Origin of the sequence: Mesorhizobium sp. M0663 (assembly GCF_040320585.1) — a bacterium.
GTDB lineage: Bacteria > Pseudomonadota > Alphaproteobacteria > Rhizobiales > Rhizobiaceae > Mesorhizobium.
The window spans coordinates 57,534-82,649 of sequence record NZ_JAMYPX010000009.1; the positions used below are offsets into that span (position 1 = coordinate 57,534).

At 64.5% G+C, this 25,116-nt stretch carries 25 protein-coding genes; 9 read left to right on the top strand and 16 right to left on the bottom strand.

The window, feature by feature from the left end:
- Positions 1-109: 109 nt before the first annotated feature.
- Positions 110-517 carry an ACT domain-containing protein gene (locus NKI54_RS17875; RefSeq protein ID WP_352577286.1) on the top strand — a complete coding sequence of 136 codons (408 nt, stop codon included), beginning with the start codon at positions 110-112 and terminating at the stop codon, positions 515-517.
- A 279-nt stretch (positions 518-796) separates the two neighbouring features.
- Here the strand turns inward: NKI54_RS17875 and NKI54_RS17880 are convergent, their stop codons facing one another.
- Together NKI54_RS17880 and NKI54_RS17885 are read right to left on the bottom strand one after the other, a co-directional pair.
- Positions 797-1,831: an aspartate-semialdehyde dehydrogenase gene (locus NKI54_RS17880; protein WP_023680535.1), complete on the bottom strand. Its 1,035-nt coding sequence runs from the start codon at positions 1,829-1,831 to the stop codon at positions 797-799.
- A gap of 106 nt (positions 1,832-1,937) precedes the next feature.
- The gene (locus NKI54_RS17885; RefSeq protein WP_352624814.1) at positions 1,938-2,087 is read right to left on the bottom strand and encodes a hypothetical protein; all 150 of its coding nucleotides are present in this window, start codon (positions 2,085-2,087) and stop codon (positions 1,938-1,940) included.
- A 201-nt stretch (positions 2,088-2,288) separates the two neighbouring features.
- Between NKI54_RS17885 and NKI54_RS17890 the strand changes: the two genes are divergently transcribed.
- Together NKI54_RS17890 and NKI54_RS17895 are read left to right on the top strand one after the other, a co-directional pair.
- Complete coding sequence (locus NKI54_RS17890) at positions 2,289-4,121, top strand: DEAD/DEAH box helicase (protein WP_352636463.1); 1,833 nt, start codon at positions 2,289-2,291, stop codon at positions 4,119-4,121.
- Positions 4,122-4,209: 88 nt separating this feature from the next.
- The gene (locus tag NKI54_RS17895; protein ID WP_352636464.1) at positions 4,210-4,917 is read left to right on the top strand and encodes a DUF805 domain-containing protein; all 708 of its coding nucleotides are present in this window, start codon (positions 4,210-4,212) and stop codon (positions 4,915-4,917) included.
- Here the strand turns inward: NKI54_RS17895 and NKI54_RS17900 are convergent.
- The 6 genes from NKI54_RS17900 to leuD form a co-directional block, all read right to left on the bottom strand.
- Positions 4,907-5,392: a GNAT family N-acetyltransferase gene (locus NKI54_RS17900; RefSeq protein ID WP_352636465.1), complete on the bottom strand. Its 486-nt coding sequence runs from the start codon at positions 5,390-5,392 to the stop codon at positions 4,907-4,909. The genes NKI54_RS17895 and NKI54_RS17900 overlap by 11 nt on opposite strands.
- A 4-nt stretch (positions 5,393-5,396) precedes the next feature.
- A complete protein-coding gene (gene leuB / locus NKI54_RS17905) occupies positions 5,397-6,500 on the bottom strand; it encodes a 3-isopropylmalate dehydrogenase (protein WP_352636466.1) in 1,104 nt (367 codons plus the stop codon).
- Positions 6,501-6,638: 138 nt separating this feature from the next.
- Positions 6,639-6,989 carry a VOC family protein gene (locus NKI54_RS17910; protein ID WP_031213189.1) on the bottom strand — a complete coding sequence of 117 codons (351 nt, stop codon included), beginning with the start codon at positions 6,987-6,989 and terminating at the stop codon, positions 6,639-6,641.
- 51 nt (positions 6,990-7,040) lie between these two features.
- Entirely contained in the window at positions 7,041-7,424 is a 384-nt protein-coding gene (locus NKI54_RS17915) for a RidA family protein (protein WP_023680528.1), read from the bottom strand.
- Between the two features lie 113 nt (positions 7,425-7,537).
- Positions 7,538-8,467, bottom strand: a complete 930-nt coding sequence (locus tag NKI54_RS17920) for an Ivy family c-type lysozyme inhibitor (RefSeq protein WP_352636468.1) — start codon at positions 8,465-8,467, stop codon at positions 7,538-7,540.
- Between the two features lie 61 nt (positions 8,468-8,528).
- Positions 8,529-9,134 (bottom strand): 3-isopropylmalate dehydratase small subunit, encoded by a 606-nt coding sequence (leuD, locus tag NKI54_RS17925; RefSeq protein ID WP_292663076.1) that lies wholly within the window; start codon positions 9,132-9,134, stop codon positions 8,529-8,531.
- A gap of 167 nt (positions 9,135-9,301) precedes the next feature.
- Between leuD and NKI54_RS17930 the strand changes: the two genes are divergently transcribed.
- Positions 9,302-9,727, top strand: a complete 426-nt coding sequence (locus tag NKI54_RS17930; protein WP_352636469.1) for a GNAT family N-acetyltransferase — start codon at positions 9,302-9,304, stop codon at positions 9,725-9,727.
- 17 nt (positions 9,728-9,744) lie between these two features.
- On the opposite strand, the gene NKI54_RS17935 is transcribed toward NKI54_RS17930, so the two are convergent.
- Genes NKI54_RS17935 through NKI54_RS17950 form a run of 4 tightly spaced genes read right to left on the bottom strand, consistent with a single transcriptional unit; the run spans position 9,745 to position 14,757 of the window.
- On the bottom strand, positions 9,745-10,911 hold the full coding sequence (locus NKI54_RS17935) for an NAD(P)/FAD-dependent oxidoreductase (RefSeq protein ID WP_352636470.1): 1,167 nt from the start codon (positions 10,909-10,911) through the stop codon (positions 9,745-9,747).
- Between the two features lie 30 nt (positions 10,912-10,941).
- Positions 10,942-12,528: an ATP-binding protein gene (locus NKI54_RS17940; protein ID WP_352636471.1), complete on the bottom strand. Its 1,587-nt coding sequence runs from the start codon at positions 12,526-12,528 to the stop codon at positions 10,942-10,944.
- Positions 12,516-13,208 carry a response regulator transcription factor gene (locus NKI54_RS17945; RefSeq protein ID WP_352636472.1) on the bottom strand — a complete coding sequence of 231 codons (693 nt, stop codon included), beginning with the start codon at positions 13,206-13,208 and terminating at the stop codon, positions 12,516-12,518. The genes NKI54_RS17940 and NKI54_RS17945 overlap by 13 nt, the downstream gene beginning before the upstream one ends.
- Positions 13,209-13,212: 4 nt before the next feature.
- Entirely contained in the window at positions 13,213-14,757 is a 1,545-nt protein-coding gene (locus NKI54_RS17950; protein WP_352577309.1) for a DUF4153 domain-containing protein, read from the bottom strand.
- Positions 14,758-15,035: 278 nt separating this feature from the next.
- Here NKI54_RS17950 and NKI54_RS17955 point away from each other — a divergent pair, with 278 nt between their 5' ends.
- A complete protein-coding gene (locus NKI54_RS17955) occupies positions 15,036-15,917 on the top strand; it encodes an HpcH/HpaI aldolase/citrate lyase family protein (RefSeq protein ID WP_352636473.1) in 882 nt (293 codons plus the stop codon).
- Positions 15,918-15,945: 28 nt separating this feature from the next.
- The gene (locus NKI54_RS17960; protein ID WP_352458330.1) at positions 15,946-16,152 is read left to right on the top strand and encodes a DUF1737 domain-containing protein; all 207 of its coding nucleotides are present in this window, start codon (positions 15,946-15,948) and stop codon (positions 16,150-16,152) included.
- A 191-nt stretch (positions 16,153-16,343) separates the two neighbouring features.
- Here NKI54_RS17960 and NKI54_RS17965 read toward each other — a convergent pair whose 3' ends face one another.
- Complete coding sequence (locus tag NKI54_RS17965; RefSeq protein WP_023680515.1) at positions 16,344-16,766, bottom strand: metallopeptidase family protein; 423 nt, start codon at positions 16,764-16,766, stop codon at positions 16,344-16,346.
- A 183-nt stretch (positions 16,767-16,949) separates the two neighbouring features.
- On the opposite strand from NKI54_RS17965, the gene NKI54_RS17970 reads away from it, so the two are divergent.
- The 3 genes from NKI54_RS17970 to NKI54_RS17980 are packed head-to-tail and all read left to right on the top strand — an operon-like array spanning position 16,950 to position 22,748.
- On the top strand, positions 16,950-18,032 hold the full coding sequence (locus tag NKI54_RS17970; protein ID WP_352636474.1) for an ImuA family protein: 1,083 nt from the start codon (positions 16,950-16,952) through the stop codon (positions 18,030-18,032).
- Positions 17,965-19,443, top strand: a complete 1,479-nt coding sequence (locus NKI54_RS17975; RefSeq protein ID WP_352636475.1) for a DUF6504 family protein — start codon at positions 17,965-17,967, stop codon at positions 19,441-19,443. Before NKI54_RS17970 ends, NKI54_RS17975 begins: the two co-directional genes overlap by 68 nt.
- Entirely contained in the window at positions 19,440-22,748 is a 3,309-nt protein-coding gene (locus tag NKI54_RS17980) for an error-prone DNA polymerase (RefSeq protein ID WP_352636476.1), read from the top strand. Before NKI54_RS17975 ends, NKI54_RS17980 begins: the two co-directional genes overlap by 4 nt.
- A gap of 42 nt (positions 22,749-22,790) precedes the next feature.
- On the opposite strand, the gene NKI54_RS17985 is transcribed toward NKI54_RS17980, so the two are convergent.
- From NKI54_RS17985 to trxA, 3 genes are all read right to left on the bottom strand, one after another.
- On the bottom strand, positions 22,791-23,030 hold the full coding sequence (locus NKI54_RS17985; RefSeq protein ID WP_023675986.1) for a Trm112 family protein: 240 nt from the start codon (positions 23,028-23,030) through the stop codon (positions 22,791-22,793).
- Between the two features lie 204 nt (positions 23,031-23,234).
- Complete coding sequence (locus NKI54_RS17990; RefSeq protein ID WP_023675985.1) at positions 23,235-23,906, bottom strand: LON peptidase substrate-binding domain-containing protein; 672 nt, start codon at positions 23,904-23,906, stop codon at positions 23,235-23,237.
- Between the two features lie 163 nt (positions 23,907-24,069).
- Positions 24,070-25,062 carry a thioredoxin gene (gene trxA / locus NKI54_RS17995; RefSeq protein WP_352458335.1) on the bottom strand — a complete coding sequence of 331 codons (993 nt, stop codon included), beginning with the start codon at positions 25,060-25,062 and terminating at the stop codon, positions 24,070-24,072.
- Between the last annotated feature and the right edge of the window lie 54 nt (positions 25,063-25,116).

Consider the following 25,116-nt stretch of genomic DNA (forward strand, 5'->3'; position numbering starts at 1 on the left):
GCCAAGTCCACCTTGCGGGGTGAGGTGGAGGGCGTTATTGAAAATCCGTAGAGGTGTCTTCCGAGCGCTCGACGGCAACCACCGCCTGATCGCACAATGAAAGCAACCGATGGCCGGAGAGACCGACCTGAAAAAGTTGCTGGCGGCAATGACGCCGGAATTGCTTGCCGGCGTTCATGTCTTCACCACGTTGCCACCCGATGCGCCCGTTCCCGACAGGCTCCACCCGGTGATGCTATTTCGCGAGCGCGAGGGCACGACGCTGATCGTGCTTGAAGACCATGCCAAGGCCGCTGGACTGAAAACCGTGTTCCGCTGCCGGATGCTGACGCTGAACATCCATTCGTCGCTGGAAGCGGTCGGCTTCCTCGCCGCCATCACCGCGCGGCTGGCCACCGCCGGCATCGGCGTCAATCCGGTCTCGGCCTTCTACCACGATCATCTGTTCGTGCCCGCCGACCGGGCGGAGGAGGCGCTGGAGTTGCTGTTGGACCTAGCGGAGGAGAACCGGCTGTGACGCCGTCGCCTTGCTGCCTATTTGAGACGCCTGTACCCCTCATCCGCCTGCCGGCACCTTCTCCCCGTGAACGGGGAGAAGGGCGCTAACGGCCGAAGGCCGAGCCCGCGACTGCGGGCCGCCGGCCTTCCGGCGCCCCCGCGGAGGCCAGCCGCGTAGCGGCGATACGGCCGTGAGCGAAACAACCGCCGAAGGCCGAGCCTGCGACCGCAGGCCGCCGGTCGTCCGGCGCCCCCGCGGAGGGCCAGCCGCGACAGCAGCGATACGGCCGTGAGCGAACTATGCCGCCTTCTTCTTCGGCTGGATCAGCCCGCGCTCGACCAGCAGCTCGGCGATCTGCACCGCATTGAGTGCCGCGCCCTTGCGCAGATTGTCGGAGACGATCCACATCGACAGGCCGTTGTCGATGGTCGAATCCTCGCGGATACGCGAGATGAAGGTGGCGTCCTCGCCGGCCGATTCCAGCGGCGTGATGTAGCCGCCGTCCTCGCGCTTGTCGATGACCTGGCAGCCCGGCGCCTCGCGCAGGATCTCGCGCGCCTCATCTGCGGTGATCGGCTTCTCGAACTCGATGTTGACCGCTTCCGAATGGCCGATGAACACCGGTACGCGCACGCAGGTCGCCGTCAGCTTGATCTTCGGGTCGAGCATCTTCTTGGTCTCGGCCACCATCTTCCACTCTTCCTTGGTGAAGCCGTCGTCGAGGAAGACGTCGATATGCGGGATGACGTTGAAGGCGATACGCTTGGTGAACTTCTTGACGTCGACCTGGTCGGCGACAAACACCGCGCGCGTCTGCGTGAACAATTCGTCCATGCCTTCCTTGCCGGCGCCGGAGACCGACTGGTAGGTGGCGACGACGACGCGCTTGATGGTGGCCGCATCATGCAGCGGCTTCAGCGCCACGACCAGCTGCGCCGTCGAGCAGTTCGGGTTGGCGATGATGTTCTTGCGCGTGAACAGCGAGATCGCATCCGGGTTCACTTCCGGAACGATCAGCGGCACGTCCTGGTCGTAACGGAAGGCCGACGAATTGTCGATGACGACGCAGCCCTGCTTGCCGATCTTCGGCGACCATTCCTTGGAGACGTTGCCGCCGGCCGACATGATGCAGATGTCGGTGTCTGAAAAATCATATTGGTCGAGCGCCCTGACCTTCAGCGTGCGGTCGCCGAACGACACTTCCGTGCCCTGGCTGCGCCGCGAGGCCAGCGCCACCACCTCGCTCACCGGAAAGCCGCGTTCCTCCAGTATGTTGAGCATTTCCCGGCCCACATTGCCCGTGGCGCCGACGATCGCAACCTTGAAACTCATCGAAATCTCCTGTCCCTCTCCGCTCGGTTTCTGGAGAAAACCCGCCGGCCGATGCGGGTTTCAACCCCCGGGCCGGACCCGGGAGAGGGTGGTTAGGCCAAGGGAATCAGACCGTTTTGGTGGTCGTTTTGCCGGTTTTTTTGAGCAAGAACGTGATTTTGCTGGAATGAGGAGACGCAGCGACGCGCCCGGCCCAATGGTTCGCATTGGGGCCGGGGATGTCGAAGGCAGAAAGCGCCATCAAAAGGCCGCGCATCGAAAACTATCCCGTTCGGTGCCGGCTTTTACGCGGTTTACGTCTAGAGTCAATGGCAAGCAGGCCGACCCGCCCGCCCTGTACAATGACGGCGGCACCAAGTACGAACGAGCATCGTCTGGCTCGTGGCGCCCGTCTGTGGCGCTTGCCGACATTTGACCCGTCGCCGGGTATTCAGAATCCGAATTTCGAAAGAGCAAGATGTCCAATTTCGAAGCTATTGTTCCCGCGCTGGCAAAGGCGCTGGAAAAACGCGGCTATGTCGAGCTGACGCCGGTGCAGAAGGCCGTTCTCGAGCTTGGCCAGGCCGATGCGCTGGTTTCGGCCCAGACCGGCTCCGGCAAGACCGTCGCCTTCGGTCTGGCTTTGGCGCCGACCCTTCTCGATGGCGCGGAGCGCTTTTCCCACGCGGCGGCACCCCTGGCGCTGGCCGTGGCGCCGACGCGGGAGCTGGCCCTGCAGGTAACGCGCGAGCTGGAATGGCTCTACGAACTGACCGGCGCCACGGTGGCGTCCTGCGTCGGCGGCATGGACATGCGCACCGAACGGCGCGCGCTGGAGCGCGGCGCCCATATCGTCGTGGGCACGCCCGGCCGCCTACGCGACCACATCACCCGCAATTCGCTCGACATGTCGGCGCTCAAGGCAGTGGTGCTCGACGAGGCCGACGAGATGCTCGATCTCGGCTTTCGCGAGGATCTGGAATTCATCCTCGATGCCGCACCCGCCGATCGCCGCACGCTGATGTTTTCCGCGACCGTGCCGCGCTCCATCGCCACGCTGGCCAAAGGCTACCAGCGCGATGCGGTACGCATCTCGGCCTCCGGTGAGGAAAAGCAGCATCTCGACATCGAATACCGGGCGCTGAGCGTCGCCCAGGCGGATCGCGAAAACGCCATCATCAACGTGCTGCGCTTTTACGAGGCCAAGAACGCGCTGGTGTTCTGCAACACGCGCGCCGCCGTCAACCATTTGACGGCGCGCTTCAACAATCGCAACTTTTCCGTCGTGGCGCTGTCCGGCGAGCTTAGCCAGAACGAGCGCAGCCACGCGCTACAGGCGATGCGCGACGGCCGCGCCAAGGTCTGCATCGCCACCGACGTCGCGGCACGCGGCATCGACCTGCCCAATCTCGAGCTGGTGATCCATGCCGACCTGCCGACCAACCCGGAAACGCTCCTGCACCGAAGCGGACGCACGGGTCGTGCGGGACGCAAGGGCGTCAGCGCGCTGATCGTGCCCAATAGTGCCCGCAGGCGCACCGAGCGGCTGCTGCAAAGTGCCGGCCTTGCGGCAACGTGGGCGAGCCCGCCGTCGGCCGACGACGTGATACGGCGCGACGACGAGCGCATTCTCGCCGATCCGGTCTTCAGCGAGCCTATGAAGGATGAGGAGCGCGGCTTCGTCGAGGCGCTTCTCGATCAGCACGGGCCCGAACAGGTTGCCGCCGCCTTCGTGCGGATGTGCCGCTCCAGCCACTCGGCGCCGGAGGATCTTCTCGACGTGGCAGCGTTCACGCCGTCGGGCGAAAAATTTGCGCGCCGGGACGAGACACCGAGCCGCCGCGACGATTTCGGCGACAGCGTCTGGTTCTCGCTGTCGGTCGGACGCCGGCAGAATGCCGAGCCGCGCTGGCTGATCCCGATGCTGTGCCGGACAGGCGGCATTTCCAAGCGCGAGATCGGCGCCATCAAGATGCAGCCGGAAGAAACCTTCGTGCAGATCGCGGCGGACTGGGCCGAGCGTTTCCTCGCTGCGATCGGCCCCGACCGGAAGCTGCAGGGCAACATTGCGGTCAAGCGGCTGGACGGCACGCCGGATTTGTCGCGGGCCGGCTATCAGGAACCACGGCCCGACAAGAAGCCGCACCGCGGCAAGCGCACCTTCGATCAGAACACGCCCAAATTCGAGAAGCGCGCACCGGCCGACCAGCGCCCGCCATTCGAGGCGAAGCCCTGGGCCGGGAAACCGGCCAAGGCGAAGTTCGAAGGCGGACCTGCGAAACACAAGAAATCGAAGAAACGGCCGGGGTAAATAGCCAGCACTCTCCATTTCCGCACGCCCCTTGCGGTCTGCCGGAACTTTGCACAGTCTGGGGCGGGGAAATGGGGGTGGGCAGGACATGCGCGGCGAAGTTCTTCATTACGACGAAGACCAGGGTTTCGGCTTCATCACCGGAGCCGACGGCAACCGCTACACTTTGGCGCGCGAAGATTTGCGCCGCGAAGCATCGGTTGCCGGAGGTACGACCGTCGAATTCCAGCCGGCTGGCGGACGGGCACGCGATGTTTTTTCGATCCGCGCCCAACCTGCCAGCGCGCCCACCGACGCCTCCACTGCAACCGCCGCGCCGTCTCAGGCCGGCAATGCGCCAGCGGCACGTCAGCCGCAACATTTCGGCCGTTCCGCTGAACAAAGTCCGGCCGAATCGGCCGGCCTGTGGAGCTACTTCTGGCTGGGTCTGACCGAGAATTACTTCAACTTCGCCGGCCGTGCCCGCCGCAAAGAGTATTGGGGCTATTGCCTGTTCTGGACGATCGCACTGCTCGTGGTCATAGGCATCGGTGTCTTTATCGATGGCGCAATGGGCAATACCGCTGAACTGCCGGCAGTGACGGTCGGCCTTTTCGGCCTCTTTCTGCTGGCGACAGCCCTGCCATGGTTCGGGCTGAACGTGCGTCGCCTGCACGACATCGGCCTGACCGGCTGGCTCTTCCTGCTTTTCCTGATCCCGACCTTCGGCACCGTGATCATCCTGATCTTTGCGCTGATCCCGACCCAGCCGCGCGAGAACAAGTGGGGTCCGGTGCCGGCGGGCGTCAGGGTTTAGCGATCGCCTTCAGCACCTCGCTCGAAAGCCTGAGGAAGACCTTCTGGCCCTGGCGCTCCGCGCCGAGTCCGACGTAGAAGCGCAGCGCGCCTTCGTTCCAGTCCTCCGTGGTCAGATCGATACGGCCGATGCCTTCGCGCATGCAATTGCCGGCGAGGAATGCCATCAGCGCTCGACCGACACAGTCATCGCGGGCGGTATCGCGCACGAACAGGTCCTTGAGGAACAGCAGCCGCTCGAGATCGATGCCGGGATGCGCGATCGCAACCGAGGCCAGCCCGCAAACTTCGCCATCGACGAAGGCGAGCGCAAAATGCGGATAGGATGGGCTTTCGTCGCCAAGCCATTTCTGCGCCGCCGACAAAACCTGGCTGGCGTCGAATGGCGGTTGCCGGTAATGCACCGCCATTTCGCAAAGCACGGTGGCGAGTGCCGCCGCATCCCCAGTCGTCGCCCAGCGGACGTCGACCGCCATAGGATCAGCCCAGGAACTTGGCGATGATCGCGTCGCCCATCTCAGCGGTGCCGACCTCGGTCATCCCCGGCGAATGAATATCCCTGGTGCGCAAGCCCTGATCGAGCACGGCGGCGATCGCGCCTTCCAGCCGGTCGGCCTCTTCAACCATGCCGAAGGAATAGCGCATGCACATGGCGAAGGAGGCGATCATGGCGATCGGATTGGCGATGCCCTTGCCGGCGATGTCGGGCGCCGAGCCGTGCACCGGCTCGTAGAGCGCCTTGCGCTTTTTTGTCTTCGCATCCGGCGCGCCGAGCGAGGCCGACGGCAGCATGCCGATCGAGCCGGTCAGCATGGCGGCGATGTCGGACAGCATGTCGCCGAACAGATTGTCGGTGACGATGACGTCGAACTGCTTCGGCCAGCGCACCAGCTGCATGCCGCCAGCATCGGCCAACATGTGATCGAGCTTGACGTCGGCATACCTGGCCTTGTGCGTCTGGGTGACGACCTCGTTCCACAGCACGCCCGACTTCATCACATTGCGCTTTTCCATCGAGGTGACGTGGTTCTTGCGCGTGCGCGCCAATTCGAAGGCAACGCCCGAAATGCGCTCGATCTCGAACGTATCGTATATTTGGGTGTCGATGCCGCGCTTCTGGCCGTTGCCGAGGTCGATGATCTGCTTAGGCTCGCCGAAATAGACGCCGCCGGTGAGCTCGCGCACGATCAGGATATCGAGCCCTTCGACCACCTCCTGCTTGAGCGAGGAGGACGCCGCCAGCGCCGGATAGCAGATGGCCGGCCTGAGATTGGCAAACAGCTCCATGTCCTTGCGCAGCCGCAGCAGACCCGCCTCCGGGCGCACCTCGTAAGGCACCGCATCCCATTTCGGTCCGCCGACGGCGCCGAACAGCACCGCGTCCGACGCCATTGCCTTGGCCATGTCGGCATCGGAAATCGCCGCGCCATGCGCGTCATAAGCGCAGCCGCCGACAAGGCCCTCATCGGTGACGAAATCGCTGCCGAGCTTGTCGTTCATGGCGGAAATCAGCTTCTTCACCTCGGCCATCGCCTCGGGGCCGATGCCGTCGCCGGCAAGCAGGAGAAGATTTTTCGAAGCCATGAGAACCGTTCCAATCGTTTAGCGCATGAACGCGGCCTTGCTAAACGCCAAGCAGCCGGCGCGCAAGCCCGCGGTTCAGAGCATCGGACCCAAAGGTGGAAACCGGTTTGGGAGAATCCGATGCTCAAGACAAAACGCCTACAGATGCGAAAGGATATTGACCAGCCTGCCGAACGGGTCGCGTACGAAGAAGCGCCGCACGCCCCAGGGTTCGTCCGCCGGACCGTATTCGATGGCAAAGCCGGCCGTCCTCATGCTTTCAAGCGCGGCATCGACGTCGTCGACTTCGATAGAGATGTCCGGCACCGGCGTTCCTGATCCCCCTTCGGCCATGAAACTGACCTGCACGGACATCGTCTCTTGCGAGCCATAGGTAGAGATCCAGCCCATATCCATCTTGAGATCGAGGCCGAGCACATCCTGATAGAAGGGTTTTGCCGCCGCGATATCCTGCGTGTCTATGTTTGCAACGATGCGCCTGACCTTCACCATGGGCCGATCCTCGTGCTAACCGTGTCGTTTTCGCAACCGTGACAGGCATCAGGCTGTGCGCCGCAGCGCCGTCACCTCGATCTCGATCTTCATCTCCGGCTTGTTGAGCTGGCACACGATCATCGTTGCCGCCGGCCTGATCTCGCCAAAGGCCTCGCCGAGGATCGGGAACACCACATCCACGAAAGCCGCATCGGTGATATAGTAATGTGCCCGCACCACATCGGCCACGTCGAAACCGCCGTCCCCGAGCGCCTTGGCGATCGTCGCCAAGCAATTGCGCGTTTGTGCCTCTACGGTCTCCGGCATCGACATGGTCGCATAATCGTAGCCGGTCGTTCCGGACACGAAACACCAGTCGCCCTGCACCACGGCGCGCGAATAGCCGGCGGTGTTCTCGAAGGGCGAACCGGTGGAGATCAGTTTTCGCATGGTGTCCTCCTTTTTTGCAGCGTAGGCGGTTTGGCGAAAGCGGCGGTGACGGCCGATCTCCCCCCAAGTGGGGAGATGTCCGGGGCGCGCGAAAGATCGCGGCAGAACGATTTCTAATTCGCCGACCCCAGCGCCTTGTCCAGCGCTTCCTTGACGTCGGCCGGCCATGTACCCACCGCCGGCCACGCGTCCGGCTCGGGCTTGTCGCCGCGGCGGGCGAAATAGAGCTTCTGGTTGACCGGGTCGACCGCCATGAAGCCGTCATTGCCGCCGCAATCATGCGGCACGCAGCCGCTGGCAAAAAAGGCGCCCGACGCGGTTTTTTCCGTGCCGCCGCCGACCAGCAGGCTGGTCGCCATGTCGGGCATGTCCCTGCCAAGCAGTGTCTCGGCTAGTTTGTAGACCGCTTCATTGTGGAAGGCGTCGATGATGTTGTCGTATTTCGACGGATCGACGTCCTTCCAGTCGGTGCCCGGCTCCGGCATGTAGGTCAGATTGCCGGAAATCGTCAGTCCGGCCGTCGGCGACCATTGCAGCGCCGGCTTGGAATCGCCCGGCAAAAGATAGGGTACGAAATAGACGGCGCTGTCGGAGATCGCGGCCGGCGGCGCGCCGCATTCATCCTGCTCGACCGTGACCGTCTGGATCGTGCCGCCTTCCGGCTTCCAAACGATCACCTTGGCTGGGCCGCATTGATTGCCGCCGTCGCCGACATCGACCAGCGCCACCTTGACGCCGCCGACCTCGACGATCTTGTCGAAGAAGACGTCGTAATTGCGCGCCAGTTCCTTGCCGTCGAAGGCGAGTACCCGTTCCCCGTACTCTTCCTCCTGAGTGATGGTCAGCTGGCCGCCCTCGAACGGGATCGGCGCCTGTTTGTCATTGTCGGCTAGGGCCGCATTGCTCAACGCGCCCTGGTCGGCGGCCCCGCCGGACGAATCGTCAGCCGGCACGAGCACCATGTCGGTCTGTGCATGCGCCCCTGCCACCGGCATCAGAATCCACGCCAGCGCGCAGGCCCCGGCAAGAAGCGAACGTGTCATGACTGTCCCCTCCGTTCAGCCGCCACGAACCCGGCCTGTCGCGGCCAGGTCATCCTACCGCTCAGGCCCAGGGCCGCAGCTCGGCGTTCTTCTTCTCGAACGAAGCGATGGCGCCGGCCTTCTCCATGGTCAGGCCGATATCGTCGAGGCCGTTCAAGAGGCAGTGGCGCTTGAATTCGTCGAGGTCGAACTTGACCACGCCGCCGTCCGGCCCGCGTATTTCCTTGGCTTCGAGATCAACCGACAGCGTCGCGTTGGAACCGCGCGAGGCATCGTCCATCAGCTTCTCCAGGTCTTCCGGGCTGACGGTGATCGGCAAGATGCCATTCTTGAAGCAGTTGTTGTAGAAAATGTCGGCGAACGAGGTCGAGATGACGCAGCGGATGCCGAAATCGAGCAGCGCCCACGGCGCATGTTCCCGGCTCGAGCCGCAGCCGAAATTGTCGCCGGCGACCAGGATCTGCGCCTTGCGGTAGGCCGGCTTGTTGAGCACGAAGTCCGGGTTTTCCGAGCCGTCGTCCTTGTAACGCATTTCGGCGAACAGGCCGGTGCCGAGCCCCGTGCGCTTGATCGTCTTGAGATAATCCTTGGGGATGATCATGTCGGTGTCGACATTGACGATCGGCATCGGCGCGGCGACACCGGTGAGCTTGGTGAATTTTTCCATGGTTCTTGCCCGTCTTCTTCTCGTTGCGGGGAATTGCTGGCGCCCGGTTTACACAATGCCGCGGGCAAATAAAAGACGGCTGTTTTTGGACTTCCGTCGTCGATCGAAACACAAAATCGGTACAAAACAGCTTCAAAACCACCGGCCCATGGTGCACTTTTGTCGACATGACAACGCGATCCACGATCCTTTACGCCAGCGAACCGGGCCTCGGCATCGCCGAGTTCCGCCGCGTTCTGGTGGAATCCGGCCTCGGCGAGACACGGCCCGTCGATGATCATGCCCGTTTGAAGGCGATGCTTGCCAGTGCCGACCTGGTGCTCACCGCGCGCATCGATGCACCGGGCAAGCCACTGGTTGGTGTCGCTCGCGGCATCACCGACTTTTCCTGGGTCTGCTATATCTCCGAGCTCGCTGTTTCTGCATCGGCGCAAGGGCTGGGTATCGGCAAGGGCCTGATGGATGAGGCACGCCGGCAACTCGGACCTTCCGTTGCCATCAGCCTGATCTCCATACCCGACGCCGTCGGCTTCTATGAGCGTATCGGCATGGAGCGCATGCCCAACGCATTCTGGTTCGGCCGCAAGCGCTGACGCCTGCCGCGGACTTCTCAGATTACATTCAATTCCCGAAACGGCCGCCCATCGGCGATCCGGCTGTACCCGAACGCCGAGCAATCCACCGTGCGATAGCCGCCATGCACGATCAGTTCGGCCAGCGCCTTGCCGACCGCCGGAGCCTGCTGCAAGCCGTGGCCGGAAAAACCGTTGGCGAAGAGGAAATTGCCGACCTCGGGATGCGGGCCGATCACCGCGTTCTGGTCGAGCGTGTTGTAGTCGTAATGGCCGACCCAGGCGCGCGTCGGCTTGATCGCCTCGAAGGCCGGAATGCGGGTCGCCAGCACCGGCCAGATCACCTCTTCGAACAGCGGCCAGTCGGGGTCGAAGTCGGCGGGGTCGGCCGGTCCTTCGCCCTCTTCCGGCTCGGCGCCGCCGGTGATGTAGACCGAGCCCTCCGGCCGGACATAGATGCCGCTCGGGTCGACCAGCAGCGGCATGTCGTCATATTTTTCGCGCGCCTCGAAGACGAAGACATTGCGCTTGCGCGGCTCCACCGGCAGCGCCAGCCCGGCCATTGCTGCCACCTTGCCGGCATTCGGCCCGGCGGCGTTAACGACGGTGCCGACCTCGAGCCGCTCGCCATTGTCGAGGGTCACACCGGCGACGCGCTTCCCCTGCCGCTCGATACCGGTCACCGACGCTGTGATGAAATCGATGTTCTTGCTTCGCAGTGCCTTGCGGAACAGCATCAGCATAGCATGCGCGTCGAACCAGCCTTCGCCGCTGCGGCCATAGGCGCCGGCGGAAATGCCCTCGACCGACAGCCACGGAAAGCGGCGGACGAGCGCCTCGGCATCCTCGAGCACGATGTCGGCGCCCTCGGCCATCTGCGCCTCGTGGTTGGCCCGCAGGATCGGCAGCCCGTTCTCGCCGGCAAGGATGAGGTAGCCGCCTTCGCGAAAGCCGATATCGGCGTCCGCGCCAAACTCTTCCCTGAGCCGCCGGAACAGTTTCAGCGTGAATTGCGACAGCCGGATGTTTTCCGGGATCGAGAACTGCTGGCGGATGGAGGCGCAGGACAGCGTGGTCGCGGCGCGGGAAAATTGCGGGTCGCGCTCGACAAGCGCGATCGAGCCCGAAAACCCTTCCTCGCGCAGATAATAGGCGACCGAGGAGCCGACGATGGCTCCGCCGATGATGACGATGTCGTAATGCACCTTTTGGCCCTTCCGATCTGAACCGCCGAGTCACGCCGCCGGCAGGATGATTTCGAAGCGCGTGCCGCTCGCCGAGTCAACCAGCCGGATCGTGCCATCATGCGCTTTCAGGAGGGCCAGCACGATGCCGAGGCCCATGCCGGTGCCGCCGGAATCGCGGCGCGTGGTGAAGAACGGCTCGAAGATGCGGCCTCGGTTGCTGGGCGAAACGCCGGCGCCGTCGTCAGCGACCACGATGGTGGCCTTGCCGTCCGCTTTTGCGGCTGTGACCGATACCAGCGTCGCGCCGTGCCGCGCCGAATTGTCGATGAGATTGGCCAGCACGATCGCAGCGTTTTCGGCCGATATGCGCAGCCCGATCTCGGTGCCCGCCTCGACGCGCACCGCCAGCCTGTCGTCGGCCGGCAGCAGCGCCAGTGCCGCACCGAGCGACGTGCTTTCGCCGCTCGGCTCGAGATTTTCGGCGCGCGCCAGGTCGAGCAGGCGGCGCACCAGAAGGTTGAGCCGGCCGGCATCGGTGACGATATTGTCCGAAAACCGCCGCCGCTCGGCCTCGTCCATCGCGCTGCCCGAATCGCGCAGCAGTTCGGCGGCCCCCTGGATCGCCGTCAGCGGCGATTTGAGCTCGTGCGAGACGTGGGTGGCAAAGGTCTGGATGCCGTCGGAGCGTGCGTGCAGCTTTTCGGCCATGTCGAGGAAAGCAGCAGAGAGTTCACCCATTTCGCGCGTGCCGTGGTGATCGAGCGGCCTGATCGCCGCGCGGTCGCCGGCGGCGATGCGTTTCGTGCGTTCCATCAGCGCATAGATCGGACGGCTGACGGCGCGCAGGAAGACCAGCCCGATCAGCAGCGCGCCGCCGAGGATGGCGATTGCCGCCAGCGCCACCTTGCCGCGCTCGCCATAGAGATGCTTGACGATGTTGTTCGGCGTCCGCGACAGATAGACGACGCCGGCGACCTTGCCGGAGACCGCAACCGGCATGGCCACGAAGACGCGAACCTTGGTGCCGCGGCTGACCGAATAGAGCGGCGGCGACGGCTGGTCGGGAACCCGCAGCCTGAGCGCGCTGGCGTAGCGGGCGGCAAGCGCTGCGCGAACCTCGTCGACAGCCGCGAGCGACAGGCCGGCCTCCTCACGGCCGGCGATGACCACGCCTCTGGGATCGAGCAGCCGGAAACCGGCGAGCGTGGTCTTCTGCGTCTCGGCAAGAATGCCCGACAGGCGTGCGCCGATTGCAGCGAAGGCGGGATCGGCGATGGCCGCGGTGGCCGCGGGCCGGGTCGGCAGGATCCTGTCGGACGCAAGATCGAGGCGCGGTTCGATTGGCTGGTAGGGAGAAGCCCGATCGCTGGTGTTGGGTGAAGGCACGGGTGCGCCGAGCTTTTCCGGGGCAAGGCCGGCCTCACGAACCTCTTGCGCATAGATCGCGCCAAGGGCGGCGCCTTGGGCGATCAGCTCGGCCTCGGTCTGCCTGATCAGCTGGTTCTCGTAGAGCCGGAAGAAAAACAGGCCAGCCAGCGGCAGCGCCATCACCATGATCAGGATGGCGATGACGACCGTGGCGAGGCGAGGCCGCCATTTGCTGCCAATCAGTTCTTGGGCGCTCACGCGCCGCATCCGCCCAGCCGAAAACCGACGCCGTGCACCGTCTCGATCGCATCGACGCAGCCGACGGCCGCCAGCTTGGCGCGGATATTGCGGATATGGCTGTCGACGGTGCGGTCTGCGACATGGATATTGGCCGCATAGGCGTTGGCCATCACCATGTCGCGGCCAAGCACATGCGCCGGCCGCGCCAAAAAGCCTTTCAGGATCGCGAATTCGATCGACGTCAGCGCCAGCGGCTTGCCGTCGAAGCTGGCTGTATGGCTTGCCGGAACCAGCAACAGTCTGCCATGCGAGAATTGCCGGTCGTCGGCTTGTTCCGGCGTGGGCCGGGCGCGGCGCAGAATGACGTTGACGCGGGCGACCAGCTCGCGCGGGCTGAACGGCTTGGTGACATAATCATCGCCGCCCATCTCCAGCCCGAGGACGCGGTCGATCTCTTCATCCCGCGCGGACAGGAACAGCACCGGCAGGTCGGATGTGTGGCGCAGCCGCCGGCACACTTCCAGCCCGTCCATTTCCGGCATGCCGATGTCGAGCACGACGAGATCGGGCTCATGGCGCTCTATCGCCTGCAAGGCAGCCGCGCCGTCCGGCACCGCCAGCGTTTTCATGCCGGCCTTTTCCAGCGCGAAGCAGATGATTTCGCGAATGTGCGGGTCGTCGTCGGCGACCAGTATGTGGTGCGGCATCAAATCAGCGGCCCGGCATGAAGGGTTCGGACATCGGAGGAACCACGAACGGGCCACGCCTGTCGAGGGCGCGGTTGAGCCGCCAGTCACGAAAGCTCCAGCCCCGCCAGTTTTCCTGGCCGGCGCGGAAGCGTGCTTCGTCCTGTGCATACCAGCCGGCGAGTTCGCGGATGGAGGCATCCTCTGCGGAAACCGTCCTGCTCTGGTGCTGGACGAAGCGATCGAGCGCCGGCAAGGCGCCGGGCCCGAGCGAGCGCAGGTACCAGACGTCGAGCTGGGTGCCTTGGCCGGTCATTTCGAAGCAATGGTCGACATTGTAGTTGGCGATCAGCGCGGCAAAGTTGATGAACGAGCAGGCATAGAGCGTCGCCGATAGCGTCAGAAGATTGGCGGAAAGCAGCCATTCGTTGGACTTTTCGCGCGCGATGCGGGCTATGATCAGGACAAGGCCCGCCGCCACCAGCCCCATCCAGACGAACGCAGCGACACGCCAATAGGTCAGCGCATAGATACCGATATAGAGATCGAGCCGCAGGATCGACGAGATCACCAGGAGGATGTTCTGCGCCACCCAGGCATAAACCAGCCGGCGGATGAGCGGATCGCCGGAGGTCGCACTTCCCGGCCGCAGCGCCGCCAGCACGAAGCCGGCGGCCAGCAGCGCCGTGACGATCAGCGGATACGCGCCGCGATGCGCGTAGGCGGCATAGGTCAGCCCGTCGGGAAGCGCGATGCCGCCCCACAGATAGGTGGCGTCGAGTGCGCTCTGCACCGCGAACAGGATGTTGAAGACGACGAGCGCGCGGAGGATAGCGGCCTTGCCGAAGACGATGTCCTCGATGGTGGTCCTGGTGGCCGGCGTCGCCGGTGCGCTGGCTGGCGACACCCTGCGGCGGCGGAGAAAGCGCGGCAGGCGCGGCCGCAGAAAGGCCCAGACGCAGGCAAGCACGAACAGCCAGAAGGCGAGACGTGGCAGCTGGACGAGGTCGAGCAGTGCCATCAGGTCGATCAGCGAGAACCAATATTCGATGACCGGATTGGCGGCGCCGAACAGCGCGAGGAACACTGCGCCGAGGCCCAGCGGCATGACCCAGACGGCGATCGCCGCAAGGCGCACGCGCCGCCGGCCAAGCCGCCGCGCCGCCATGCGCCAGCGGAAGAAATCAAGGACGAGCCGAAATGGCGTTGCAAGCAGGAACAGCGAGAGTTGGCCGGCAATACGGGCAAGGCCGCGCCGCAACCGTCCGGCCAGTGAAAGCGCGAAGATGGCCGTCGCCGCCAGCGCGATGGAGACGGACAGTGCGCTGACATTTTCCACAAGCGGCAGCAGCGCCATAAACAGCGCAACCGGCTTGAACCAGAACCTGCCATCCTTGAAGGCGCCGAGAGGATGGAGAGCCATGCTCGCCGCTGCAATCGCAACGCCGAACAGGAAAAGCGTGATGCCCGCCGGTTGGCCATAGAAGAAAAAATCGGCCAGCGCGACGAGCAGGACGGCAACGCCGAAGCGGTTGCAATAGCTCGGCGCCGCCGAGAGGAATACTATCATGATCGGGCTTTCTCGGCGGCTTTGATGCGGCCGGTGGGCGGGGATTTCCGGACGAAAGGGAGGAGGTTTACCGAAGTCCGGGGCGGATCGACGAGCCACCAGCTTTCGCGGCGAAGCCGGTATGGCAGGGACCAACGGGAGTTCGTTCGCTCTTGCATGCCGCCCTTGTCGCATCCGGTCGGGTGGCAAGCGGGGCGGAGACGAGGAGATTTTCCGAAATTGCGCGCAGTTTTTATGCACGGCTTGCCTCGGCCGGCTGCAGACGGCATAGATCGGAGATGACCACCGAAAGCTACCGCCCGCGCCGCTCGGTGCTTTACGTCCCGGCTTCGAACGACAAGGCGCTGGCCAAGATCCAATCGCTGGCCTGCGATACCGTCGTCATCGATCTCGAGGACGCCGTCGCCCCGGCCGACAAGCCTTCCGCGCGCGAAAAGCTGGCGGCGATTTTCGCCGGCCATTCCAACCGGCGCTGCGAGATGGTGGTGCGCATCAATGCGCTGTCGAGCGAATGGGGCGCCGACGATCTGCCGGCCGCGGCAAAATGCACGCCCGACGCCATCCTGCTGCCCAAGGTCGACACGCCGCGCGACATCCTCGAGGCCGGCGACGTGCTCGACGACAATTTTATCGCGGACGAGGTCAAGCTGTGGGCGATGATCGAGACGCCCAAGGCGCTGCTCAATATCGGGCCGATCGCCGAGCTCGGCCGCGACCCAGCCTCTCGCCTGGTTTGTTTCGTTGCCGGAACGAACGACCTGATCAAGGACACCGGCATTCTCGCCACGCCCGATCGGCGCTATCTCGTGCCATGGCTGATGCAAATGGTGCTCGCGGCGCGTGCCGGCGGCCTCGACCTGCTCGATGGCGTCTTCAATGATTTTCGCGATATGGACGGGTTTGCGCGCGAGTGCACGGAAGCGGCCGCCATGGGTTTTGACGGCAAGTCGCTGATCCACCCAGCTCAGATCGAAGCCGCGAACCGCGCCTTTGCACCGTCGCCCGAAGCAATAGCCGAGGCGCGCGCGGTCAAGGATGCCTTCGCGTTCGCCGAAAATACCGGTAGGGCGGTAGTTGCGCTGAACGGCAAGATGGTCGAGCGGCTGCATCTGGCGCAGGCCGAAAAACTGCTGGCGAAGGCCGCCGCTGTTCGCGCATGACTAACGTAACTGACGACAGGATTGAAGAATGAAACTCTACCGCTTTCTGTCCGGCCCGGACGATGCCAGCTTCTGCCACAAGGTGACGGCGGCGCTGAACAAGGGCTGGCACCTGTTCGGCTCGCCGACCTATGCCTATGACAAGGAGGCCAAGACCATGCGCTGCGGCCAGGCCGTGGTGAAGGACATCGAGGGCCAGGAATACGGCCCCGACACCAAGCTCAGCGATTGGTAGGCTTTGCAAAAGCGCCGAAGCAGGGTGTGTTGAGATTCAGGTCAGGCCGCGCCGGAGTCGAAGACGGGCGCGAAGCGACCAGACTGGGTGGTTTCCGAGAACCGGAGCGGAGCGTACTTTTGGGGACGTTAACACCGGAAGTGCGGGAAGCCGCCGTTCGCAGGCCGGCATCACCTGAATATCAGCACATCCTACTCCGCTGCCTCTTCGATCTTCTCCATATCGTCGTCCGACAGGCCGAAATGGTGGCCGATCTCGTGGATCAGCACATGGGTGACGATGTCGCCCAGCGTTTCCTCGTTCTCGGCCCAGTAGTCGAGGATGGCGCGACGATAGAGCGTGATGCGGTTCGGCCCCTCGCCGGTCTGCGGATTCCAGCGCTCGGCGATGCCGCGCCCCTCGAACAGGCCGAGCAGGTCGAAGGGCGTTTCCAGCGAAAGGTCGTCCATGATCTCGTCGGTCGGGAATTCGGCGATCTGAATGACGATCTCGCCGGTCAGCTTGCGAAAGTCCTCCGGCAGATGGGCATAGGCCTCCAGCGCCAGGAGCTCGATTTCCTCCATCGTTGGCGAAAGCTGGTCGTGCCAGATGCGTGTTTGGTAGATGCGAGCCATGCTTTGTCCTTTGATCCCGGCATATAGGCTTTCAGGCCGGACTCGGCAAATGGTCGGGCTGGAGTGCCCGTGTCATGCCCCCACTACAGGAATAAATTCCCCATGACTCCGCTTGACTCTTCGGGCGGCCTCTGGAATCCTAGGGAACATAGCAGGAACAATTGTGAGTGGAAGCTGACCGTCATGGCGACAAGCGCCGTGGCGCGGGAGACTGTTTTTGCCCTGCGCCGCCAGATCGCGAAGATCGAAGGGACCTTGCCCGAGCGCCTGGAGGCGCCGGCCAGTTCGTCGTTTGACGCGGATGTCCCTCGTCAGAGTCTGACACCCTCTCGGCATCCGACACCCGCTCGGAATCTGACCATTGTCCGGCGCGGCCTTGCCGTGGCGCCGCCCGATGCGTTTTTGCGCACCGGCGCCGAGCGCCTCGATGCTGCGCTGAGCGGCGGCCTGCCGAAGGCGGCGGTGAGCGAGTTTCATGGCGCCGCGACCCGCGATGCCGGGGCCGTTGCCGGTTTTGCCTTGTCGCTCGTCAGCCTGATCCTAAGCCAGGGGCCGCGATTGCCGGTGCTGTGGATCGGCACATCAGAGGTTTTCCGCGAGGCCGGCTTTCCCTATGCCAGGGGGCTTCACGCCTTCTTCGGCATCGAGCCGGAGCAATTGCTGTTTTCCGAGGCGCCAAGGCTGCTCGATGCGCTGTGGATCGCCGAGGAGGCTGCCCGGATGACGGCGCTGGCCGCCGTCATCCTCGAAATCCGCGGCAGCCCGCAGCGGCTTGACCTCACCGCGACGCGGCGGCTGCACGCCCGCGCGCAGAGTGCGGGCCGGCCGCTGTTCCTGCTGCGCCAGGCCGGCGAGCCCGAACCGACGGCAGCGCCCGTCCGCCTCATCCTGTCGGCGGCACCGGCGGCAACGCGTAAGACGCTTGCCGGGCCGCTCGCCGGCTCGATCGGCCGGCCCGCCTTCACCGTCGCCATCGGCAAGAGCTGCACGGCCTTGCCCGGAAAATTCACACTGGAGTGGAACCCCGATGAACGCATATTCGAAGAAAGACGGGGCGAGCAAGGAAGGTCTCAGGAATGGGCCCCAGAACGGCCAAAGACTCCTATCCCTGTGGTTTCCGCATCTCGCCGCCGAGAGGATCCTGCGGCAGCGTCTGGGGCGGTCCTGGCGTTCCCGGCCGTCGGATCACCTGCCGCTGGTGATCAGTCACCGCGACCGGAACGCCCAGCGCATCGCCGCCCTCGACGAGCGGGCCGAGGCGCTTAATCTGAAGCGCGGCATGGGCATAGCCGACGCACGCGCCATGCATCCCTCGATCGACATCGTGGAGGCCGATCCGGAGGCCGACCGGCGCCTGCTCGAAGGCCTCGCCGACTGGTGCGACCGCTATACCCCGCTGGTGGCGCTTGACGGGACCGACGGCCTCTATCTCGACGTCACCGGCTGCACCCATCTTTTCGGCGGCGAACGCTCGATGCTGGACGATATCCTGTCGCGTTTTTTCCATCAGGGCTTCGATGTCCGCGCCGGGCTTGCCGCCACGCCTGGTGCTGCCTGGGCGGCGGCGCGGTTTGCTGGCGACCGCATCGTGCCCGATGGTGAGGAGGAAGCGCTTCTCGCGCCCTTGCCGCTGGCGGCGCTGCGCATCGACCCGGAGGTACGCGCCAGCCTCGAAAGCGTCGGCCTGCGCACGGCGGGCGCCGTCATGGCGGCACCGCGCGCGCCGCTGGCCCGCCGCTTCGGCGCATCGCTGCTCTTGCGTCTCGACCAGGCGCTTGGCCGCCTCGAGGAGGCCGTGTCGCCGCGCCTGCCGGTGGCACCGCTTTCGGTCGAGCGTCACCTTGCCGAGCCGATCATGCTGACCGAGGACATCGAGCGGCTGACCGGCATGCTGGCGACCACCTTGAAGAGCGACCTCGAGCGTCGCGGCGAGGGCGCAAGGCGGCTGGCGCTGCTGCTTTTCCGCGTCGATGGCGGCGTCAGCCGCATCGCCGTCGGCACCTCGCGGCCTCTGCGCGAGCCGCGGCTGATCCAGAAATTGTTCCACGAAAGGCTTGCCGCGCTCGAACAGGATATCGACGCCGGCTATGGCTTCGATCTCGTGCGCCTTTCGGTGCTGACCGCCGCCGCCTTCGACATGCAGCAGGCCGACCTTGCCGGCGAGACGAGCGACGACGGTGCCGATATCGCGCTTTTTGCCGACCGCATTCGCGCCCGGCTCGGCGAAGGCGCGGTCTTGAAGCCGGTCGCCGTCGAGAGCCATTTGCCGGAGCGCGCCGTCGCCACCCTTCCCTTCACGGAGGCGCCGCAGAGAAGCTCGCCGCCGAAGCAGCCGGACAAGGCGAAGGACGCTCCCTCGACCGTCTTCCAGCCGGAACGGCCGATCCGGCTTTTCCGTTCGCCCGAGCCGATCGAGGTGCCGGCCACCGAAATGCCGGAAGGCCCGCCTTTGAACTTCCGCTGGCGGCGCGCGCTCTATCGGGTCGCGCGCGCCGAAGGGCCGGAGCGCATCGCGCCGGAATGGTGGCGAGGGGCGGCGGGACGAGAAGATGCCCCGACCCGGGATTATTTCCGCATCGAGGATGCCGACGGCCGCCGTTACTGGCTCTATCGCCAGGGCCTTTACAGCGCCTCGCAGCCCTCGCCGCGCTGGTTCATGCATGGGATCTTCGCATGAATGCGCTGACGGCCAACCCCTATGCCGAATTCGGCATCCAGTCGAACTTCTCGTTTCTGCGCGGTGCCTCGAAACCGGAGGAGCTGGTGGTCGCGGCAAAATTCCTGGGGTTTTCGGCGATCGGTCTCGCCGACCGCAACACGGTGGCGGGCGTGGTGCGCGCCTGGCAGCAGGCCAAGGTGGAGGGTGCTTCCTATCATCCCGGCTGCCGCCTGGTTTTTTGCGACGGCACGCCGGACATCCTCGCCTACCCGCAGGATCGCAAGGGCTGGGGGCATCTCTGCCGCATGCTGACGCAGGCCAATCTGCGTGACGAGAACGAAAAAGGGGCGACGCTCCTCAAACAGAGCGATCTTCTCGAATGGGGCGATCTCCTGTCGCTCGCCATACTGCCGGATGTGTCGGCGGACGCGGAAACCAGCCTCGCACTCCTTAGCCGGCTCACGGATCGTTTCGGTGAAAACCTGCGGCTTGCGGTTTCGCCGGATTACCGCGGCAACGACCGCTTCCGTATCGAGCAGGCGGCGGCGATGGCGGAGCTGGCCGGCATCCCGTTGATGGCGACCAACGATGTTCTCTACCATACGTCGGAACGGCGCCCGCTGCAGGACGTGCTGACGGCGATCCGCCTCAATGTGCCCGTCGCCGAGGTGGGCCTGGAGCTGGCGGCCAATGCCGAGCGTCACTTAAAGCCGCCGCTGGAGATGGCACGGCTTTTCCGCAGGCATCCGCAAGCGCTGGCGGAAACGCTGCGTTTTGCCGGCGAGCTGACCTTCTCGCTCAGTGACCTGCAATACAACTATCCCGACGAGCCGACGGAATCGGGTCTTGGGCCGCAGGCCGAACTGGAAAGGCTGGCCAAGGAGGGAGCCGCCATCCGCTACCCCTCGGGCGTGCCCGCTTTTGTGACGCAGCGCATCGAGGAGGAGCTCGCTCTGATCGAGCGCCTGAACTACGCGCGCTATTTCCTGACTGTCCACGACATCGTCAAATTCGCCCGCAGCCAGAACATTCTCTGCCAGGGGCGCGGCTCTGCCGCCAACTCGATCATCTGCTTCTGCATTGGCATCACCGAAGTCGGCCCGGACAAGATCGAAACGCTTTTCGAACGCTTCATTTCCGAGGAAAGAAACGAGCCGCCCGACATCGACGTCGATTTCGAGCATGAAAAGCGCGAGGAGGTCATCCAGTACATCTATTCCAAATACAGCACCAAGCGCACCGCGCTGGCCGCCGCCGTCGTCAGCTACCGGGGCCGCTCGGCGATGCGCGAAGTGGCCAAGGCGATGGGCCTGTCGGACGACGTCCGGGGCGCGCTGTCCAGTTCGATCTGGGGCTGGTCGACCTCGGAGCTCGGCGAAAAGGAGACAAAGGCCGGCGGCCTCGATCAGACCGATCCATCGACAAGGCATGTGATCGAATGCGCCAACGAGATCATGGGCTTTCCTCGTCATTTGTCGCAGCATGTCGGCGGTTTCGTCATCACCCGGGACCGGCTCGACGAGATCGTGCCCATCGTCAAGACGGCGATGGACGAGCGCAAGATGGTCGAGTGGGACAAGGACGATCTCGACGCGGTGAAAATCCTTAAAGTGGACGTGCTGGCGCTCGGCATGCTGACCTGTCTGCAGCGCGCTTTCACCCTGCTCCAGGATCATTATCCGCAGGCGCGGGACGAGTACGGCCTGCCCTATGTGCTGGCCACTCTGCCTGCCGAGGACAAGCATGTCTACGACATGATCTGCCGTGCCGACACGATCGGCGTCTTCCAGATCGAATCGCGCGCGCAGATGTCGATGCTGCCGCGGCTGCGGCCGAAAAGCTTTTACGACCTCGTCATCGAGGTGGCGATCGTGCGGCCCGGCCCGATCCAAGGCGACATGGTCCACCCTTATCTGCGCCGCCGGCAAGGCAAGGAAAAACCCGAATATCCCAAGCCGGAACTGGAAAAAATACTCGGCAGGACGCTGGGCGTGCCGCTGTTCCAGGAGCAGGCGATGAAGATCGCCATCGTTGCTGGCGGCTTCAGGCCGGGCGAGGCCGATGAACTGCGCCGCGCCATGGCGACATTCAAGCGCACCGGCACGATCGGCAATTACCGCAAGAGAATGGTCGACGGCATGGTCGCCAAGGGCTACGAAAAAGACTTCGCCGAGCGCTGCTTCAAGCAGATCGAGGGTTTTGGCGAATACGGCTTTCCCGAGAGCCACGCCGCCTCCTTCGCCCTGCTGGTCTATGCCTCCTGCTGGTTCAAGACCTTCTATCCCGACGTGTTCTGCGCCGCGATCCTGAATTCCCAGCCGATGGGGTTTTACCAGCCGGCCCAGCTTGTCCGCGACGCGCATGACCACGGCGTCGAGATCCGCGAGGTCGACGTCAATTTTTCCGGCTGGGATTGCGCCTTGGAGAAATCGCCTTTCGATCCGGATCGTATCCTTGACCGCCATGCCCAGATGCGCGGCGTCATCCGGACCAGCCATGCCGTCCGGCTCGGCTTTCGCCAGGTCAAGGGCCTGTCGAAGGAGCGCATGGAAGCGTTTGTGTCGAGGCGCGGCGCCGGCTATGCATCCGTACGCGACGTCTGGCTGCGCTCGGGCCTCAACGTCGACGAGATCGAAAAACTGGCGCAGGCCGACGCTTTCCGGTCGCTTGGATTGAACCGTCGCGACGCTCTATGGGCGGTCCGCGCGCTCGACGGCAAGAGTGCCGCCGAAAAGCTGCCGCTGTTCGACCAGCCGGCGATCCGCTTGCGCGATCTGGAGCCTGCAACCAGGCTCCCGACAATGCCGCTCGGCGAGCACGTCGTCCACGACTACCGCTCGCTTGGCCTGTCGCTGAAGGCGCACCCGGTCGCCTTCCTGCGTCAAAGGCTGGATCGTTCCGGCGTCACGCCCAATGTGCGGCTCGGCCAGGTGCGGGACGGCCGGCGCGTTTCGGTCGCCGGCCTCGTGCTGGTGCGGCAGCGGCCGGGCAATGGCAAGGCGATTTTCCTGACGCTGGAAGACGAGAATGCGGTCGCCAACATTATTTTCTGGGAAAGGACTTTTGACCGCTTCCGCCCCATCGTCATGGGCGCGCGTCTCATCCGCGTCACCGGCAAGTTGCAATCGGAATCGGACGTCATCCATATCGTCGCCGAGAAGGTCGAGGATCTGACGCCGTGGCTGTCGGTGCTGCTTGAGCAGGCAAGGCCTGCGGACAGACTGTCGAGCAGTGCAGACGAGGCTCAGCCTGGCAGCATCGCGCAAACGGAACTACTGGGAAAGGCAGAGAAGGTCATGCCCAAAGGGCGCAATTTTCAATAGAGGCGCGAAAGATCGCGACGGAGCGGCTCTGAACCGCAGCGCTCAGGGCGTTCCACCCAGGCGCGGCGGCGGTGGCATGGCATCATCTATGGTGATGACACGCGCTTCCGATGGCAGCATGATCGGAATGCCGTCCCGCACCGGATAGGCAAGCTTTGCCACCCGCGAGATAAGCTCGCCGCGCTCCGGATCCCAGGCAAGCGGCCCCTTGGTCAGCGGGCAGGCCAAGAGTTCCAGCAGCTTGGGGTCGACAGTCCTGTTCCCGTCACGTCCATCCGCCATTTGGTTTGTCCTTATCTGGGCAAATCGGGTTAAGGTTTCGAGCGCGAACTTCCTTCTCCCCTTGTGGGAGAAGGTGGCCGAGCGAAGCTCGGTCGGATGAGGGGTGTTCCAGCTTGGCACCGACGGCACTCCGTCCAGTACCCCTCAACCGTCTCGGCGCTGCGCGCCGATCCACCTTCTCCCACAAGGGGAGAAGGCAAGAACCTACTGCAAACTCGAACCGAAATCCTCATTGTCGCGCGCCAGCGCCATTTCGGTGATGGCGATCAGGGTCTCGGCGCGTGTCTTCAGATCGGCCGCTTCGAGCAGCGCCTGTTTCTCGGCCGGCCCGTAGGGCGCCATCATCGACAGTGCGTTGACCAGCATGGCGTTTTCGGCGCGGCTGACGCTTTCCCAGTCGGCCTCCAGATCGTTAGCCTGCAGATAGGCGCGAAACGCTTTGAGCAGCGCCGGCCGGTCGATCTCGGCGTCTGCCTGCTCCTCGTCGAGATCGGCGAGAAAGGGTGCCAACCGGCACTGCCGGAACGGTGTTTTGACCGTGAGCTCCTGGACAATACGGAACCGGCACACGCCCTGCAGCGAAATCAGGTAACGGCCGTCGCCGCTCTCGGACAGCGCAATGATGCGCCCGGCGCAGCCGACATTGCAGAGCTCCGGCTCGCCGTCGGGACGCAGCGCACCGTCAAGGCTGGGCTGGATCATGCCGATCAGCCGCGGCCCGGCGATCGCCTCGTCGACCATCTGCAGATAGCGCGGCTCGAAGATGTTGAGCGGCATGCGGCCTCCCGGCAGCAGCAATGCGCCCTCAAGCGGAAAGATCGGCATGGTCGACGGTAAGTCCGCAGCGAGCCGGTAATGCGCGTTTCCCGCCTGCACCTCAATCCTCCGATCGCTTTGTCAGGAAGCGCACCAAATCCGTCTCCTCCCGGCCGGCACAAGGCGCAACACCGGAAACCTGAAATCGAACGCCGTCCGAAAACCTAATCTGGCGCAGCCGCGGCCCACCGCAAGCCCGCGCGACAAAACAGTCTGCGCCGGCTCAGGAAAACAGCAGCGACGACAGTTTGCGCCGTGCCGACAGCGTTGCTTCGTCGGTCATGCCCCATGCCTCGAAGAGCTGCAGCAACTGGGTTCTGGCGCCGTCGTCGTTCCACGAGCGGTCGGCCTTGATGATCGCCAGCAGATTGTCGGCCGCCGCCATGCGATCACCCTTGGCGTTCTGGATCATGGCAAGCTCGAACCGTGCCTGGTGATCCCCGGGATTTTCGGCCAGCCGCCGTTCCAGTTCCGCCGGATTGCCGAGCACTGCTGCTTGCGCGGCGAGCGCCATCTTGGCCCGCAGCGCGGCGAGCTGGGGCGCATCCTTCTTTGCTTCCGGCGCCCGCGCCAGCACCGCCTCGGCACCTTCGGCATCGCCGGCCTCGAACAGCAGATCGCCCAAGCCAGCGATCGCCTCGATCGTCTCCGGCGCCTGTTCCAGGATGGCATCGTAAATGTCGGCCGCCGTCTGCACGTCCCCGGCGTCGCGCGCTTCGGCGGCCGCGGCCAGCGCCTCGGCAACTTGCGGCGCACCGCCGTTCTTGCCGCCGACCTTCTGGATGAATTGCGTGATCTGGCTCTCGGGAATGGCGCCCATGAAGCCGTCGACCGGCTGGCCGTCCTTGAAGGCAATGACCGCCGGTATCGACTGGATGCCAAGCTGGCCGGCGATCGATGGATGGTCGTCGATATTCATCTTGACCAGCTTGACCTTGCCACCGGCGGCTTTCACCGCCTTCTCCAGCAGCGGCGTCAATTGCTTGCAAGGGCCGCACCACGGCGCCCAGAAATCGACCAGCACCGGCTGGTGACGCGATTCCTGGATCACGTCGGCGGCAAATCCAGCGGTCGTTGTGTCCTTGATGACGTCGGCCGGCGCCTCCGCAAGCGCGACCTTCTCACGCGCGGCATCGGTGCCGCCATATTGCACGGTGGTGGCATACCGGCCGCCATTGCTGCCAAATGGGCCGCCAAAGGGGTTGCTATCGCTCATCTTGTCGCCTTTCGGTCGCGCCGCCGGCCAAGGGACGGGCGCAAAATCCTTCTT

Coding starts and splice junctions, on each gene's coding strand:
- NKI54_RS17875 (WP_352577286.1), top strand. CDS start 110: ATGGCCGGAGAGACCGACCTGAAAAAGTTGCTGGCGGCAATGACGCCG.
- NKI54_RS17880 (WP_023680535.1), bottom strand. CDS start 1,831: ATGAGTTTCAAGGTTGCGATCGTCGGCGCCACGGGCAATGTGGGCCGG.
- NKI54_RS17885 (WP_352624814.1), bottom strand. CDS start 2,087: ATGCGCGGCCTTTTGATGGCGCTTTCTGCCTTCGACATCCCCGGCCCC.
- NKI54_RS17890 (WP_352636463.1), top strand. CDS start 2,289: ATGTCCAATTTCGAAGCTATTGTTCCCGCGCTGGCAAAGGCGCTGGAA.
- NKI54_RS17895 (WP_352636464.1), top strand. CDS start 4,210: ATGCGCGGCGAAGTTCTTCATTACGACGAAGACCAGGGTTTCGGCTTC.
- NKI54_RS17900 (WP_352636465.1), bottom strand. CDS start 5,392: ATGGCGGTCGACGTCCGCTGGGCGACGACTGGGGATGCGGCGGCACTC.
- leuB (WP_352636466.1), bottom strand. CDS start 6,500: ATGGCTTCGAAAAATCTTCTCCTGCTTGCCGGCGACGGCATCGGCCCC.
- NKI54_RS17915 (WP_023680528.1), bottom strand. CDS start 7,424: ATGCGAAAACTGATCTCCACCGGTTCGCCCTTCGAGAACACCGCCGGC.
- NKI54_RS17920 (WP_352636468.1), bottom strand. CDS start 8,467: ATGACACGTTCGCTTCTTGCCGGGGCCTGCGCGCTGGCGTGGATTCTG.
- leuD (WP_292663076.1), bottom strand. CDS start 9,134: ATGGAAAAATTCACCAAGCTCACCGGTGTCGCCGCGCCGATGCCGATC.
- NKI54_RS17930 (WP_352636469.1), top strand. CDS start 9,302: ATGACAACGCGATCCACGATCCTTTACGCCAGCGAACCGGGCCTCGGC.
- NKI54_RS17940 (WP_352636471.1), bottom strand. CDS start 12,528: ATGCGGCGCGTGAGCGCCCAAGAACTGATTGGCAGCAAATGGCGGCCT.
- NKI54_RS17945 (WP_352636472.1), bottom strand. CDS start 13,208: ATGCCGCACCACATACTGGTCGCCGACGACGACCCGCACATTCGCGAA.
- NKI54_RS17950 (WP_352577309.1), bottom strand. CDS start 14,757: ATGATAGTATTCCTCTCGGCGGCGCCGAGCTATTGCAACCGCTTCGGC.
- NKI54_RS17955 (WP_352636473.1), top strand. CDS start 15,036: ATGACCACCGAAAGCTACCGCCCGCGCCGCTCGGTGCTTTACGTCCCG.
- NKI54_RS17960 (WP_352458330.1), top strand. CDS start 15,946: ATGAAACTCTACCGCTTTCTGTCCGGCCCGGACGATGCCAGCTTCTGC.
- NKI54_RS17965 (WP_023680515.1), bottom strand. CDS start 16,766: ATGGCTCGCATCTACCAAACACGCATCTGGCACGACCAGCTTTCGCCA.
- NKI54_RS17970 (WP_352636474.1), top strand. CDS start 16,950: ATGGCGACAAGCGCCGTGGCGCGGGAGACTGTTTTTGCCCTGCGCCGC.
- NKI54_RS17980 (WP_352636476.1), top strand. CDS start 19,440: ATGAATGCGCTGACGGCCAACCCCTATGCCGAATTCGGCATCCAGTCG.
- NKI54_RS17985 (WP_023675986.1), bottom strand. CDS start 23,030: ATGGCGGATGGACGTGACGGGAACAGGACTGTCGACCCCAAGCTGCTG.
- trxA (WP_352458335.1), bottom strand. CDS start 25,062: ATGAGCGATAGCAACCCCTTTGGCGGCCCATTTGGCAGCAATGGCGGC.